Source organism: Bremerella alba (genome assembly GCF_013618625.1).
Classification (GTDB): Bacteria; Planctomycetota; Planctomycetia; order Pirellulales; family Pirellulaceae; genus Bremerella; species Bremerella alba.
In genome coordinates this window covers 311,012-326,833 of record NZ_JABRWO010000004.1, presented here as the reverse complement: position 1 = coordinate 326,833, position 15,822 = coordinate 311,012, and the positions used below count along the sequence as shown (strand labels likewise).

General features: G+C 54.4%; 13 protein-coding genes. 8 read left to right on the top strand and 5 right to left on the bottom strand.

The window, feature by feature from the left end:
* Positions 1–7 precede the first annotated feature (7 nt).
* The 3 genes from HOV93_RS09090 to HOV93_RS09080 all read left to right on the top strand — a co-directional run bounded on the left by HOV93_RS09090 (position 8) and on the right by HOV93_RS09080 (position 4,619).
* Positions 8–3,112, top strand: coding sequence for a Tex-like N-terminal domain-containing protein (locus HOV93_RS09090; protein WP_207396170.1), 3,105 nt, complete (start codon positions 8–10; stop codon positions 3,110–3,112).
* Between the two features lie 179 nt (positions 3,113–3,291).
* A complete protein-coding gene (locus tag HOV93_RS09085) occupies positions 3,292–3,774 on the top strand; it encodes a hypothetical protein (protein ID WP_207396169.1) in 483 nt (160 codons plus the stop codon).
* Between the two features lie 92 nt (positions 3,775–3,866).
* Positions 3,867–4,619 carry a hypothetical protein gene (locus HOV93_RS09080; RefSeq protein ID WP_207396168.1) on the top strand — a complete coding sequence of 251 codons (753 nt, stop codon included), beginning with the start codon at positions 3,867–3,869 and terminating at the stop codon, positions 4,617–4,619.
* A 10-nt stretch (positions 4,620–4,629) separates the two neighbouring features.
* Here HOV93_RS09080 and HOV93_RS09075 read toward each other — a convergent pair whose 3' ends face one another.
* Positions 4,630–5,010 carry a hypothetical protein gene (locus tag HOV93_RS09075; protein ID WP_207396167.1) on the bottom strand — a complete coding sequence of 127 codons (381 nt, stop codon included), beginning with the start codon at positions 5,008–5,010 and terminating at the stop codon, positions 4,630–4,632.
* 94 nt (positions 5,011–5,104) lie between these two features.
* Positions 5,105–5,383 (bottom strand): hypothetical protein, encoded by a 279-nt coding sequence (locus HOV93_RS09070; protein WP_207396166.1) that lies wholly within the window; start codon positions 5,381–5,383, stop codon positions 5,105–5,107.
* Positions 5,384–5,750: 367 nt separating this feature from the next.
* On the opposite strand from HOV93_RS09070, the gene HOV93_RS09065 reads away from it, so the two are divergent.
* From HOV93_RS09065 to HOV93_RS09055, 3 genes are all read left to right on the top strand, one after another.
* Entirely contained in the window at positions 5,751–6,239 is a 489-nt protein-coding gene (locus HOV93_RS09065; RefSeq protein WP_207396165.1) for a chemotaxis protein CheD, read from the top strand.
* Between the two features lie 208 nt (positions 6,240–6,447).
* Positions 6,448–7,521: a DUF1559 domain-containing protein gene (locus HOV93_RS09060; protein ID WP_207396164.1), complete on the top strand. Its 1,074-nt coding sequence runs from the start codon at positions 6,448–6,450 to the stop codon at positions 7,519–7,521.
* 2 nt (positions 7,522–7,523) lie between these two features.
* Entirely contained in the window at positions 7,524–7,880 is a 357-nt protein-coding gene (locus HOV93_RS09055) for a hypothetical protein (protein ID WP_207396163.1), read from the top strand.
* Here HOV93_RS09055 and HOV93_RS09050 read toward each other — a convergent pair.
* Together HOV93_RS09050 and HOV93_RS09045 are read right to left on the bottom strand one after the other, a co-directional pair.
* The gene (locus tag HOV93_RS09050) at positions 7,877–8,656 is read right to left on the bottom strand and encodes a class I SAM-dependent methyltransferase (RefSeq protein WP_207396162.1); all 780 of its coding nucleotides are present in this window, start codon (positions 8,654–8,656) and stop codon (positions 7,877–7,879) included. The two genes, HOV93_RS09055 and HOV93_RS09050, sit on opposite strands and share 4 nt — an antisense overlap.
* Positions 8,657–8,676: 20 nt before the next feature.
* Complete coding sequence (locus HOV93_RS09045; protein WP_207396161.1) at positions 8,677–10,092, bottom strand: protein kinase domain-containing protein; 1,416 nt, start codon at positions 10,090–10,092, stop codon at positions 8,677–8,679.
* 123 nt (positions 10,093–10,215) lie between these two features.
* Between HOV93_RS09045 and HOV93_RS09040 the strand changes: the two genes are divergently transcribed.
* Positions 10,216–10,491, top strand: coding sequence for an indolepyruvate ferredoxin oxidoreductase subunit alpha (locus HOV93_RS09040; RefSeq protein WP_207396160.1), 276 nt, complete (start codon positions 10,216–10,218; stop codon positions 10,489–10,491).
* A gap of 93 nt (positions 10,492–10,584) precedes the next feature.
* Here HOV93_RS09040 and carB read toward each other — a convergent pair whose 3' ends face one another.
* Positions 10,585–13,860, bottom strand: a complete 3,276-nt coding sequence (carB, locus tag HOV93_RS09035; RefSeq protein WP_207396159.1) for a carbamoyl-phosphate synthase large subunit — start codon at positions 13,858–13,860, stop codon at positions 10,585–10,587.
* Between the two features lie 541 nt (positions 13,861–14,401).
* Between carB and argH the strand changes: the two genes are divergently transcribed.
* Positions 14,402–15,790: an argininosuccinate lyase gene (gene argH / locus HOV93_RS09030; RefSeq protein WP_207396158.1), complete on the top strand. Its 1,389-nt coding sequence runs from the start codon at positions 14,402–14,404 to the stop codon at positions 15,788–15,790.
* Positions 15,791–15,822 lie beyond the last annotated feature (32 nt).

Genomic DNA, 15,822 nt, shown 5'->3' with positions numbered 1-15,822 from the left:
CATCCACATGGATACGACGATCGTCACGGACCTTCAAATTGTCGCCCGTGAAGTTGGTATTCCTCTCGAAAAAGTTCAGCGAACCGTCGAACTGCTTGATGATGGAAACACCGTTCCGTTTATTACGCGCTATCGCAAAGACGAGACGGGCGGCTTAGACGAAGAGCAAATCCGCGCCATTCAAAGCAGCAACACCAAGCTGCGTCAATTGAATGAACGCAAGCGGACGATTCTCAAGTCGATCCAGTCGCAAGACAAGCTAACCGAAGAACTCGCCGAGCAGATCAAGAGAGCTCAAACTCAGAAGCTTCTGGAAGATCTCTATCTACCCTTCAAGCCCAAGAAGCAAACCCTGGCAACCCAGGCACGTGAACGCGGTTTAGAACCGTTGGCCTTGGAAGTTCTTAGCGATGCCGAAGAAGCCAAAGACTTAAAAGCCCGCTCCGAAGCATTCGTCGATGCAGAAAAGTCCTTGGCCGATACCGATGCGGTCATACAAGGGGTTGGCTGTATCGTCGCTGAAGTCTTCTCCGAGAACGCATTATTGCGAGGACGACTTCGCAAGTTGTTCTGGAAGACTGGACAGTTGACCAGCTCGCGGATCGAAAACTCAGATCAACCAGATGAGCCTGATTCAGACGAAGATAATAGTGACACGGCGGACGAGGTGTCGGCCAGCCAGACTGAAGAAGGCTCGACGGCAAGCAGCGAATCTACTAATTCGGACGCGAATGATTCTGGTGAAGCGAAGCCGGGAGCAAAGCCCGAAGGGGAAAAAGAGAGCGGGAAGAAACCCACGATTCAAGAGATTCGTCGCGAGAAACGCAAGCGTCAGAAAGAGAAAGAACGCGCCAAGAAGGACAAGGCATTCCGCGACTACTACGACTACCACGAGCCGGTCTCGAAGATCCCACCACACCGAGTTCTGGCCATCAATCGCGGCGATCGTACCCGATTCCTGAAAGTACGTATCGAGGTCGATTTCGATAAGATCACCAAGACAGCCGAAGAAGTCGTTGTCCCCGAAGGGCATTCGCACGCGGATTATCTGAAGCAGTGCTTGCGTGATAGTCTCAATCGTTTGATCATCCCAAGTATCGAACGTGAAATCCGACGCGAACTGACCGAAAAAGCGGAAATGCATGCGATCGAGGTTTTTGCCTGCAACCTCCGCAAACTGCTGCTTCAGCCTCCTGTGCGCGGAAAACGCGTTCTCGCCGTCGACCCAGGATTCCGCAGTGGGTGCAAGCTGGTAACGATCGATCCTTTCGGCAACGTGCTGGGGACTGGGGTGATTCACCTCATCGGCCCTCAGGATCGCGTCGAAAAGAGCCGCAGCCGAATTGTCGAAATGATTAAGCAGTTCGACGCGCAAATTGTCGCGATCGGAAACGGCACGGCTTGTCGTGAAACAGAGCAGATCGTTGCCAGTGCAATTGCCGACGAACTGAAAGACCGTGACATCTGCTACCTGATCGTCAACGAAGCTGGGGCAAGCGTTTACTCGACCAGCGAATTGGGACGCGAAGAATTCCCTAAGTTCGATGCGACCATCCGCGGCACAATCAGTATCGGTCGTCGGCTCTTGGACCCGCTCTCGGAACTGGTAAAGATCAACCCATCGAATATTGGCGTGGGGCTCTATCAGCACGACGTCAAAGCTAAGCACCTGCGGGACTCGCTGGACGATGTAGTTGAATCGTGCGTCAACTATGTGGGCGTAGACGTGAACACGGCCAGCCCGGCCTTGTTGAGCTATGTGTCGGGCCTCAATCAATTAACGGCCCGTCGAATCTACGAACACCGCCAAATGAAAGGACCATTCCGTTCCCGCGAAGAGATTCGCGAGGTTGCCGGTATTGGCGAGGCGACGTTCGTTCAAGCGGCTGGTTTTTTGAAGGTGGTTCCCGCTGAGAATCCTCTGGACGCTACCTGGATTCACCCGGAAAGTTACGAGGTCACCACGAAGCTTCTAGAAAAGCTTGGCTGCTCATTGACCGAAGTTCTGTCGACCGTGCCTTCGCCACCTCCGATTGTGGAGAAGCCAAAGTCGTTCCAGTTGGAAGAAGAGAAAACGGTTTCCGAGCCGGCGGCCGAAACGCAGCCAGCAGAAACGCAGCCAGCAGAAACGCAGCCAGCAGAAGCCGAAGCTGTTGAAGCTGTTGAAGCTGTTGAAGCTGTTGAAGCTGTTGAAGCTGTTGAAGCTGTTGCGTCGGCAACGACCACGACCGAAGCAGGAAGCGAGACTGGCGTCGAGGCACCTTCAGCGGAAGCGGTCGTGGTTTCGGAAGAGGTGCCAACCGCCCCAGTTGAGCCTGGAAGCGAAGCTGCGAAAGAAGCAGACACCCCGACGGAAGAGGCCGAAGTGCCCGCCCCGCAGCCGGCACCGGCAGAAATAGGAGCGTCGGATGAAAACCACAAGCAGCTTCTGGCGAAGATTGCGTCCGCTGAAATCGACAAGCTGGCCGAAGAATTGAACATCGGTGTCCACCTGGCTCGCGATATTACTGGGGCACTATCACGTCCTGGTCGTGACCCGCGTGCCGACTTCCCCCCTCCCCTCTTCCGCCGCGGCGTGCTCAAGCTGGAAGACCTGGAGCCGGGCATGGAAATGATGGGCACGGTTTTAAACGTGGTCGACTTTGGTGCATTCGTCGACATTGGTCTGCATGACAGCGGGATGGTTCACATCAGCCGTTTAGCCGATCGTTACGTGGCAGACCCGCACGAAGTGGTCAGTGTTGGCGACGTAATCCGTGTGTGGGTGATCGAAATCGATCGCGAACGCCGTCGTGTCTCGTTGACTGCAATCGACCCTTCTATTCAGACCGAGAAGAAGGAAAAGCCGCAGGGTCGTGCCAATCGGCCACCCCGCGCCGAACGTCCTCAGCGGGGCAAGGGAAAAGCCGGTCATAAACCTCAGGCCGGTGGTGGACATGGCAAAGCCAAGCAGGGGGGCAGGCCGCGAAACGCGGATCGCCGAGCCAAGCCGAAGCCTTCCAAACCTATTTCCGATGCGATGAAGGAAGGCAAAGAACCACTTCGTTCCTTTGGTGACCTTCAGCAGTTTTTCGAAAATCAGCGAGACGATAAGAAAAAGCCGAAGAAGTAGCCTACAGGATGACCTATTTCGTCCAGCAAGAAGCGGTGTGCGTTCTGGCTTTCCCTCGCTGAAAACTAAAAACGTCCTACGGAAACCCCCAACACATAGCGGTGGTTTTTCCTATCACGGTCAGGCGTAATAATGGAACGTACGCAATTCTAAGTTCTGCCTAGGGGAAAGACTGTCGTATGTCCGACTTTGAAGATCGATTGAAACGCGCTATCGAGCGCGGTGAGAAACGGAGCGAATCAAAGCAGCGTGCTGCCCACGAGGCGGCTATGTCCGATGAGGAGTGCCGCGAACTACACAGTCGATTACGTCTCAAGATCTCGGATTACATCGAAAAGTGTCTCAAAAAGCTGCCCAATCACTTTCCTGGTTTCCAGTATGAAACGCTCTTTGGCGATCAAGGCTGGGGCGGAGCCTGTGTTCGCGATGATTTAGATCTGACCGGCGGAAAACGACGCAATCTCTACAGCCGGATTGAATTGGCGGTCAAGCCTTTTTCATCGGTGCGAGTGCTTGAACTCGCCGGCAAAGGAATGATCCGTAACAAAGAGCTATTCCATCGAAACCACTTCGAAAAGCTAAGCGAGGTCGAAGAAGCCGACTTTCGTGACCTAATCGATTTGTGGGTCGTCGAATATGCCGAGCAGTACTCGGCATCCTAAGAGAAGGTACTTCGTCGCACCCGTTTTGCGGTCTGGTCACCGTTGGGTTAATCTTAAGAAGGCGTTCTGCCGGTTTCTTAGGGAGTTAGTCGATGTATTGGCTTGTAATATTTACGGTGGTCTTGGGGGCTGAAACCAGTGACAACGAGACGGCGAAGCCTGATCCTGTCAGCGCCTATCATCAGAAAAATATCCGCGGGTGGGATGTCTTTGTGCATAAGACCTTACTACGCGAGGAGAGGGAAACGGGGGAAGCCGCTTTAGAGCTGATCGACTATCAGCTCTACGAGATTCAGCGACGCGTTCCAGAGCAAGCGATTACCGCGATCCAGAAAATTCCAATTTGGCTGGAAAGTGACAATACGCATGCTAATCCGTGTGCGTGTTACCATGTGTCGGCCGATTGGCTGAGCGATAATGGTTTCCTTCGTGAAAAAGCCAAGGCTGTTGAAATCTCTAACGCAAAGACGTTTCTGAAGTGGACAAAAGAGCAGCCGTTCATGCTGCTGCACGAACTCTCGCACGGCTATCACGACCGAGTTCTCGGTTATGATGAGCCGCGAATTATCGAGGCATTTCAGCGAGCAAGAAAGTCAGGTGGGTACGACAAGGTCCGGCACATCAATGGCGATGAGAAAAAGCACTACGCCATTGAGAACGAAAGAGAATACTTTGCCGAATCGTCGGAGGCTTATTTCGGGACCAACGACTTTTATCCGTTTGTGAAGCCAGAACTGTTGCAACACGATCCCGAAGGCTTTCGGATAATCGAGATGCTGTGGAATAAGAAGCCGATGGCGGATGACGATCAAGAATCGGACGCCGATGACAGTTCCAAAACTTAGTCCTCTAAGCTCAGTCAGACGTCTCTGATTTTCGACGGTTTAGGTACCAGCGGACCATGCGTTGGCCAGCTTGAAGCAATGGCGTTCTAAATACAACAAGAACGCAGCCTAGCACGCCCCCGGTTAGTAACAGCCCTAGTTGCCGGTGAAAGAATACCAGCATCAACGTCCACACGGCCAGCGCAATAGACCACCACCAGGGATAGTTTTTGACGTATAACGCCGCAAGAAACGTGGAAGCACCGAGCATGCAGCCAACGATCACCGGGAAGAGAAGCGAGCCCAGCGCGGACGCTTGATCGATGGCCACCCCAAGAATCGGTATGACCAACATAAGCACCAACAAGGTCAGCCAGCCCCACGCGGCCCAAGAGACCTTCTTATCGGCCATTCGCTCTCCCCGCGCATAAAATGAGAGTGTTCGATCTCCCCTGGTAGCGTCAGCAAGGAAGGTCCATTCCGAGGCGGCACGGGCTTGTTCGTGTTTAGCCGAACTTCATCGTACGTGCTTCGCGGACGGCACGAGCGGCGTTGTCAGCGAAGTTGTCGATCTGGTTCAAACCGCGTAAGAGCATCGCATGTCCATCGATGACGACTTCATCGATATCCGCGTCATCCAGTGTTCGCGCCAGCTGCGAAATACGCCCTGCTTGCTCACGCAGACGTTCCACGACATTGCTCATGCGGTCACTGTCGTATGGCTCTTTTCGCGGAACTCGTACGTTAGCGTCGGCAACTGGCGGTTTCGCCTTCTTTTTAGCCATGGCTCTTCTTTATGAATGCGTCAAAGGGTGAACATGCGGAGAGTATCAGAGATTTAGCAAGTTGTGAAGTATTTAGTACCAATTAATCAAAGCAAAGTCAACTTTCTGGGGTGAAATTGCCTGATATCGCGGAATTTCAAACATGAAAAAATCCGCCTGAATCGCGAACTCAGCCTGGGGGGTACTTGAGTTGAGCAAGTGCTTCGATAGGAATAATCGTTTTCTTTGGTCGCCCAGGCTGCCCCCACCGGAAGGGAAACAGCGAGAAATCTTCATCCTTTGCTGCTCACAGAGGACCGTATGCTAGATTTAGTCGCACCCCAAAACCGTGTGGGGTGCCTTGCCGAATCGACAGGGAAAAAGCGAAATGGCTATCGGAAACCTCAGCAAGACTTCGATCCGCGTGCCCATGGCCGGGATCGTCGCCTCTTCAGCACCAAATGTGCTGGAGACTTTGCTAGGTAGTTGCGTCGGTATCGCATTCTGGTGTCAGGAAACACGTCAGGGTGCCCTAGCTCATACGATGCTGAGTGACAGCCAAGGTTGCAATAAACAGCCTGGTCGTTTCGTGGATACGGCCATCCCCGAGATGTTGGACCAGTTGGCTAAGAGTGGAGCTCGACGTCGAGCCATCGTTGCCAAGCTGAGTGGCGGCTCAAATATGTTTAAGTCATCGAGTACCGCACATGAGGTGGGCCGCAAGAACCTCGACAAGGCCCGAGAGCTTCTTAGGCTCAATAAGATTCCCATTTTGTCGCAGCACGTCGGCGGCACGAGTGGCCGAGTCATCTATTTCAATCTCGAGAGTGGCGAAATTCGGGTCAAAATCGGCCTTGAATTTGTCGCCCAGATCTAGCCATATAGCCCCCCATATCGGGTGTGCATAGCCAGTTCGTCCTTGCTTGATATCTAGGACAGAACGTTTTGATTAGCCAAAGTTTATTGTTTGGTGATTGACAATGCTGGGGCTTCGCGACTATGTTTTGAGTAATCAAAATTTATGATGCTGTTACTGGAAACTATGGCTTTGGTACCTGGTGGTTGCTGGGCGGAGATTTGCGGAAATGAATCATTTACGTCGTGGATTTACTCTGGTGGAGTTATTGGTGGTAATTGCCATCATTGGTGTGTTAATTGCTCTGCTGTTGCCAGCGGTGCAGCAAGCCAGAGAAGCGGCTCGGCGTATGCAGTGCACCAACAATCTGAAGCAAATCGGTCTCGCAATTCACAATTACGCGTCGACCCATCAGGTGTTTCCATCGGGATATGTCAGCTACGCGACACGCGATGGCAATGGGCCTGCTTGGGCTTCGATCGACTCGGATACTTGGGACGCCGCACCTGGCTGGGGGTGGGGGGCGTTGCTCCTGCCGTTTATGGAGCAACGCAACATTACCGATTCGTTAAATATGAGGCAGCCCATCTGGGATTCTGCGAATCGGCCTTTTATCAGCACGAAGCTGGAAGCCTATCTTTGCCCGTCGTCCAGCGGAGAACACGATCCCTTTACCGTCCGTGATAGTTCTGGGAACGCTCTCACACGATATGGCAGTTCCATAGACGTAGGTCGTTCACACTACATCGCCAGTCACGGGCAAGAGTCGTGCTGGGGAGAATGCGGATCGTCGGCCAGTGGCCCTGTGTTCACCAACATCTATACCGGGACCACCACCACAGTTCAGATTCATGGCGATGCCTCGAAGGTTGCCGATGGACCTTTCTACCGTAACTCGAAGGTCAGCTTCCGTGACGTGACCGACGGCACGACCAATACGCTATTCATCAGCGAGCACTCCTCGAAACTCAGCGACAAGACATGGGTCGGTGCCATCCCCGGAGCGTTTACTCATCCAAGGTTTTCCACGCCTGAGAACGGGCCGGACGCGGCGGCAACGCTCGTCATGATGCATGTCGGTCCATCCGGAGGCGAGCTCGATATCACCGGCGATCCGATCATTCATCCAATGAACTATCCGACACTACACGTGGGGCAGATGTACTCCGAACACCCAGGCGGCGGGAACGTCCTGTTCGGCGATGGTTCGGTCAGTCTCCAGCCGGAAACGATCGACCTGATTCTAGCCGCCGAGATGGCCAGTATGAACGAAGGTGAAGTCATTCAGTCGAGGGGATTCTAACTATGGAGTTGTCCAAAGGAACTTTGATCGTCGCCTTGCTCGGCATTGTCCTTGTTGCCGCTGCAATCGCTTATTGGCTCACGCGTCCGACTTTTGGCGAGATCAGCCGCAAAGGGTACGACTATGCGATGGCCTTGGGCTCGGCCTGTAATGGAAAGAATGAGGCTAAGATCGCCAAGATCACGCAAATGATCGACCAGTCTACGCAAGACGGTGAGTTAGAACCCGAGGAAGCGGCCTGGCTTCAAGGGATAGCTCAGAAGGCCAGCGACGGGAAATGGGAGTCCGCGTATGCTTCGGTACGGACGTTGATGCAGGCGCAGACCCAGCAAGCAAGTCCGTTGCCGTCGCTCGACTAGCCGCCAGGCTTGAGAGCGCGAGTTGCCATGAAGGTGTCGACGTAACGCGAGATCAAATCGCTTTCGTCGAATCGATCTTCAAACAGCTCTACCAGCACAAACCCTGCTTTCAGCTGACCACCAAGCTGGTCTTCGAGCGTGTGCCCAAATGCGAGAGGTTGCGACCGCATCACTTTTTCGAGTTCTTCCGGCGTCAGATGGGATATGTCCGAGTACGGAATCTTGTGCCGCACAACCAGCTCTCCGCGTTCATCCTGAGCAGCCTCATCAAAGATAAATCGCACCGGGTTGGATATACCAGCGAGAAGTGTCCCGCCTGGCTTTAGTACGCGAAAGGCCTCTCGCCAGACCGGCAGAATGTTCTTGGCAAAGCAGTTCGAGCATGGATGAAAGATCAGGTCGAACGCCTCATCGGCAAAGGCTCCCAACTCGGCCATGTCGCCTTGCACTGTTTGCAGCGAAAGCCCATCACGCTCGGCCACAAAGCGGTCTTGGCTTAACTGCTTGGGCGAATTGTCATACACCGTCACATCGGCCCCAGTCGCCGCGAGGATGGGCCCTTGCTGACCGCCGCCGGAAGCCAGACACAAGATATTCGTTCCGGATAAATCCGCCGGAAACCAATGCCGCGGAACGGGCTTGGTAGGCGTAAGGATTAACGACCACTCCCCTGCTCTGGCCTGAGTGATTGCTTCCGAGCTGACGGGCACGGTCCAGCGGTCATTGGCTTCGACCAGACGATTCCAGGCTTCTTGATTGTGGTGTAGTACGTCCATTGAATTATCTCCGGGAATCGTTAACAGTTAATTCTCTTTACAGCGTTTAGAAATGCGGAGACATCGGAAAACCGACGAGCAGGATCAGGATCAAGGCACCGAAGTATGAGGGCCTCTAATTCCGGAGAGATAGACAGTTCCGGTTTCGCGACGGAAGGTCTTAATGGTGGCTGTTTGTTTTCTAGCTGGTTCAAGATCTCGGATGGGGAACCCACCCGTGGAGGCTGCCCAGTGAGCAAAGCGTATAGCAGCCCGCCCAGGCCATAGATATCTAGGGTGTTATCAATTGCCGAGTCTTGAAGTTGTTCCGGGGCAAGATACGCTACGGTGCCACCGCGTGGCAAGCGTTTCGAGGGTGGATCAGACCGCAGGGCCGCGAATCCAAAATCGGTCACATGAACGGCTCCGCATCGCGAAACGAGAACGTTGCCTGGTTTTAAATCGCCGTGAACAATATTTGCCTCGTGAACGGCTTCAATGCCAACAGCCACTTGCCGGATAACTCGCAATGCCTCGGCAACGTTCAAGGGCTGCCTATCGATTAACTTTTGCAAATCTTCACCCTCGACCCAGTCGAGCACTAGAAAGTAGCCTCCGCCTGGGTATTGTCCTAGGCCGTGCACACCGACGACACAAGGGTGGTGGATTTTGGCTAATAGGGTCGATTCCTGGATGAAGTACTCGACCGCGAACGGATCTTTCTGGTGACGTTTATGGAGTGCCTTGATAGCCACGGTGCGGTTTCGACGCTTTTCGATGGCACGATACACCTTCCCGAACCCGCCACTACCGACGTGCTGTTTCAGCAGATAGTCTTCCCATGAGAGCGTTGCCCGGGCTTCTGCTTTGGGAAGATGCCGCATGTCCACCTGATGTTCAAACGCGTCCCGTACGGCTTGCAGCCAGCGGCGGACGGTACGCGGAGATTTGCTCATCTCGCGGGCAATTTCCTCGGGAGTATCGCCTGACAATGTGAGCCGAAGCACCGTTTGTTCGTCAGCCGATAATTCTCGAAAGATCCCTTCGGCGATCTCCAATGCGGCGATGGCATCCTCGTGGGATGGGATAGCTTCGTTGCTTGCAGGCAGCGTAGGTTCTTCACGTTTGATCGAGCGTTTAGCAGCCGAGTGCCAAGCAACTCTTCGGCGAAGCTTGTTGAGAGAGATCGCGGCGAGCAATCTCCACAGGTCACCGGAACGCTCCAGCACAAATTGATCGTTCGATGCACGGTGAAAGAAGCTGCCCATCGCCGATTGGGTGATGTCCTCGGCATCGATCCGCCCTTGTAACTTCAGTGAAATCTGTTTCCTGATTAGTGGCAAAAGACGTGCAGCGTAACGCGTAAAGATCCGATCGGCGGCTTCCGGTCGACCGGCGATCAACTCCGCGAGCAATTCCCGGGAGTTCCGATCTGCCTGCGTCTTTGTTTCCTGCATTGAAAAGCTTTCCGGAAAAGAACTTCGTCGCGTGACCAAACCCGAAAGGAAAACGCATGTAACTATTAGACGAGGAAGACTTCCTCCTAAGACTCATGACACCAAAGCGTAAGGAAAGTTCTCATGGCTTTTGTTGTTACATCGCCGTGCGACGGCTGTAAGTATACCGATTGCGTTACGGTTTGCCCGTGCGACTGTTTTCGTGAAGGGGATACGATGCTTTATATCGATCCTGAGTTATGCATTGATTGCGGTGCCTGCGAGCCGGAATGCCCGGTCGACGCCATCTATTATGAAGACTCTGTGCCTAAAGAGTGGCACGAATACATCCAGATCAACGAAGAGATGGCCGCGAAATTGCCCGTGATTGTCGAAAGAAAGTCACCACTTGCCGAATAGATTTCGGTTGAAAACCAGGGGCTTTTCATTCGCCCCTGGATTTTTTCGGCTGACATTACGTGGTTGAAGCTGACGTCTAGGCGACCCTAAGCCTTACGTCGTTTGCTGCAGTCGTACTTGCTTGAAGCGATCCTGCAGCGATTCGACTTCCATCTCTTCTACCCGCAAGGCTTCCATTGCCTTGGTCGCGGCTTCGGCGGCTTGGATGGTGGTGATGCAAGGGATGCCGTGCTGCACGGCGGCCGCGCGGATGCGCCCTTCGTCGGTTCGGGCACCCTTGCCGTTGGGCGTGTTCATCACCAAAGAAACGGCTCCGTCGATCATCAGGTCCAGCAGGTTCGGGTGACCCTCAGCCAGCTTCTTGATTCGCTGAGCAGGGACGCCTGCTTCTTCCAGTCGGCGGGCTGTACCGTCGGTGGCTAGAAGCTCGTAACCCATATCTCTCAGACGGGCAGAGATGTCAGCGATCTGGTCTTTATGGCGCTCGGAGACACTCACAAAGATCTTGCCATCTTCCGGTTGAGGGAGCACCACGCCCGCGGCCAATTGGCACTTGGCAAATGCCAGGCTGAAGCGTTCGCTGATCCCCATCACTTCACCGGTCGATCGCATTTCCGGGCCGAGCACGATGTCGACACCAGCGAACTTGCGGAACGGGAAGACCGACTCTTTGATCGAAACGTGCGCCGGAATAGGTTCGCCGGTGATGCCCAGTTCTGGGAGCGTGCACCCGGTCATCACCTTGGCAGCGATCTTGGCGACCGGCATTCCAGTCGCCTTGGCGACAAACGGCACCGTGCGGCTGGCACGCGGATTCACTTCCAGAACGTAAACATTGTTGACGCCCTCTTCCTGCTTCACAGCAAACTGGACGTTCATCAGGCCGACGACCTTCAAGTATTTCGCCATGGCGATGGTCGCCTCGCGAATCTCTTGCACGATAGGGCCCGGCAAGCTGTACGGAGGAATCACGCAGGCCGAGTCACCACTGTGCACACCTGCTTCTTCAATGTGTTCCATTACGCCAGCGACGATGACGTTTTCGCCATCGCTGATGCAGTCGACATCGACCTCTGTGGCATCTTCCAGGAAACGGTCGATCAGCACTGGTTGTCCTTGCGCAACTAGAAACGCTTCGGCTACGAATCGCTCGAACTGCTTGTCGTCGTAGCAGATCTCCATCGCGCGACCACCGAGCACAAAGCTGGGGCGAACCAACGCCGGATAGCCAACCTTGACGGCTTCGGCTCGGGCCTGACTCATGTTGCGAGCGATCGCGTTGGCGGGCTGCTTCAGGTTCAAACGATTGAGCAGTTGCTGGAACTGTTCGCGATCCTCTGCGGCATCGATCGTGTCGACGCTTGTACCGATGATCGGAACACCGGCGTTGGACAGGCCACGGGCCAGGTTCAGTGGCGTCTGACCACCAAACTGAACAATGACACCGTCCGGTTGAATCACGTCGCAAATGTTCAATACGTCTTCGGTTGTCAGCGGCTCGAAGAATAGCAGGTCGGATGTATCGTAATCGGTACTGACCGTTTCTGGGTTGCTGTTGACCATTACCGATTCGATGCCCAGTTCCTTCAGCGCGAACGAGGCATGGCAGCAACAATAGTCGAACTCGATCCCCTGGCCGATTCGGTTGGGACCACCACCCAGAATCATGATCCGCTTCTTTTCCGGATTCTTAGCAGGGACCTCATTTTCGATTTCGTAGGTCGAATAATAGTATGGCGTGTAGGCTTCAAATTCCGCGGCACACGTATCGACCGATTTGTAGACTGCGGCAATGCCACGTTTCTTGCGCTCGCCGCGGACTTCCATCTCGCTGCTTTTCAGCAGGGTTGCCAGTTGGCGGTCTGAGAAGCCCCAGCGTTTGGCTTGCAGGAGCTTCTCGTCGGTGATTTCGCTAATGGAACCGATCTCGAGCAGTTCGTCTTCGTGTTCGACAAGTTGCTTGAGCTGATCGCCGAACCAAGGATCGATGCCGGTAACTTCGTATAACTGGGCGACCGTCATGCCAGACTTCAACGCATAGCGGATATACCAGGGACGATCGGCGTTGGGCTTAGAGAGCTTCGCACGAATTTCGTCCTCGGCCGGTTGTTCGTCGGTGCCCCAGAGGTCCTTGCCGTCGCAGCCGAAACCAAAGCGACCCACTTCCAGGCCACGCAGCGCCTTTTGGAACGATTCCTTGAACGTCCGGCCGATGGCCATCGTTTCGCCGACACTCTTCATCTGCGTGGTCAGCGTGCTGTCGGCCTCAGGGAATTTCTCGAATGCGAAGCGGGGAATCTTGGTAACGACGTAATCGATCGACGGCTCGAAGCAGGCCAACGTCTCGCGGGTAATGTCGTTGGGCAGTTCGTGCAGGCGATAGCCCACAGCCAGCTTGGCGGCGATCTTGGCGATGGGGAAGCCGGTAGCTTTCGAGGCCAATGCCGAGCTACGGCTCACGCGAGGGTTCATCTCGATGACGATCATGCGGTCCGATACCGGGTCGCACGCGAATTGAATGTTCGATCCGCCGGTCTCTACGCCAATCTCGCGAATAACGGCCAGTGAAGCGTCACGCATTCGCTGGTATTCTTTGTCGGTTAGCGTTTGGGCAGGGGCGACGGTGATACTGTCGCCGGTATGAACGCCCATCGGATCGAAGTTTTCGATGGAGCAGATGATCACGACGTTGTCGTCGCGGTCGCGCATCACCTCCATCTCATATTCTTTCCAGCCGATAATCGATTCTTCGATCAACACTTCCGTCACGGGTGATTGGTCGAGCCCGTTGCGAACTAGCTGGTCAAATTCTTCGCGGTTGTAAGCGATGCTGGAACCGGAGCCACCCATCGTGAAGCTAGGCCGTACGACCGCCGGCAGGCCAACGTCTTCAAGCACAGCCCGAGCATCGGCCACCGTGCGAACCGTTGCGCCTCGGCAAACCTCCAGGCCGATTTTGCCCATCGCCTGTTTGAATTGTTCGCGTTCTTCGGCCTTGGCAATGACGTCCGCCCTGGCACCGATCATTTCTACGCCGTACTTTTCCAGGATTCCCTGCTTGTCGAGATCCATGGCCAAGTTCAGTCCCGTTTGTCCACCCAAGGTGGGCAGCAACGCACAGGGCTTTTCTTTGGCGATGATCTTTTCCAAGATGCCGACGGTCAGCGGTTCGATGTAAGTCGAGTCGGCCGTGTCCGGGTCGGTCATGATGGTGGCTGGGTTGGAGTTAACCAACACCACCTCATATCCTTCTTCTCGAAGCGCTTTGCAGGCCTGGGTGCCGGAATAGTCGAACTCGCAGGCCTGGCCGATCACGATAGGACCGGAACCAATAATCAAGATCTTTTTGATATCGTCGCGTCGCGGCACTGGGGGCTCTCGTACTGGGCTGAAGTGAGGGCGGTGACAGGCACACGGTGGCCCCTGTCTTCATGAACTTGAAGTGCAAAATCCCACCAATTTAACCGCACGATCGACGCGATAACAAGGGGCGCGGGCAGGGCTTCAAGAAATGATCGCTCGATCGATTCGCTTACGCTTTGGCAAAGCGAACAAGATGGGCGGCTATTTCCCCGAAACAACTGATGTCGTGCTGAGGGGTTAGGCCGGTTCCGCTATTCGGCGAACCGCCCCTTATCACATCGTGGCAGAGAGTGCGTTAAGCGTGGGCATCCGCGTGGCCTGGTAGTTTGCGGGAAATAGCAGGATGTCCTAGAAACATCCAAATCTACTAAGATTGCGGGCGACTTTCCGGCTATATCGGTCCAAGAGGGCTATTTTGCCTCTTTCGTTGCTTAATAACTGCGCAGCTCCTAGTCTGGCGCGTTGACAGTGGTTACCGATCCACTTAGCATTTAAGTGGTTTACGATTCTTAATACACGCCAATCCTTGCATAATTCTGAGGCAACCTTGTCCCGGAACAGCCCCTCTCAAAGCGGAGTGTTTCACTCCGGAGTCGACGCTCGGGTCGAAAAATTCACCGAAAGCATCAGCTTCGACCACCGTCTGTACGCCCAAGACATCCGTGGTTCGATCGCCCATGCCGAAATGCTGGCTGACGTCGGTGTACTGACTGCCGACGAGGCAGCGCAAATCACTACGGCGCTTGCACTTATCAAAGGCGAGATCGAAAACGGAACCTTTCAGTTTGACGAGAAGCTAGAAGATGTTCACATGAACATCGAAAGCTCACTTGTCGATCGCCTGGGGGATGTTGGGCGAAAATTACACACCGGGCGGAGCCGAAATGACCAGGTTTCGACCGACGCACGGCTTTGGATCCGGGACTCGATCGATGAGACCGATCGACTGCTGAAGCAGTTGCAAAGCGCGTTTGTCGGTCGCTGCGATGCAGACATGGACGTGATTTTGCCAGCCTACACCCACATGCAGCGGGCTCAGCCGGTACTTGCTCCGCATTACTGGTTGGCTTACAGCGAAAAGTTTCAACGCGATCGCGAGCGTCTGGCCGACTGTCGTCGTCGCGTCAATGTCTGTAGCTTGGGGACCGCCGCTCTGGCGGGAACGACGATTCCGATCGATCGTGAAAACGTTGCGAAGCGTTTGGGATTCGAGGGAGTGGCGGCCAACAGCATTGATGTTTCCAGCGATCGTGACTTCCTGGTGGAATACGCGTTCTGCCTAACCATGATCGCCGAGCATCTTAGTGTTTGGGCAGACGAATGGGTTTTATGGTCGAGCGTGGAATTCAAATTCATTCAGGTTCCCCAGCAGTTCTGTACCGGCAGTTCGATCATGCCGCAGAAGATCAACCCGGATGTCTGCGAACTGATCCGCGGTAAAACGGCTCGAGTTATCGGCAATCTGCAATCGCTGCTGGTCCTCATTAAGGGCTTGCCTCTGGCCTATAACCGAGATCTGCAAGAGGACAAAGAGCGACTGTTCGATTCGGTCGACACGGTGCACCGCTCGCTCGACCTTACGGCTTCGATTGTCGAAGGAGCGACATTGAATACAGAGTCGATCAACTCGCGACTGGAAGATGGCTTCCTCGATGCGACTACGCTTATGGAGTACCTGATAGGCAAAGGAACTCCCCAGCGAACGGCCCATCATCAAATTGGCAGCTTAGTCGGCAAGGCGATGGAGAAGAGGTGTCGCTTGTCAGAATTGCCGCTTGAGGATTTTACGGCAGTTAACGATTTGTTGGATAAGTCTGTTTATGAGGTCTTGGGAGTAGAGCGAGCCGTTGCTGCATTCCAAAGTTATGGCTCAACCTCGCCTGAGATGGTGAAAAAGCAAGTCGTTCGCTGGAAGGAGCAATTAGAATTGAGCTGATCGCTCCGGAGCGTGTCCTTACCAAGGAATGG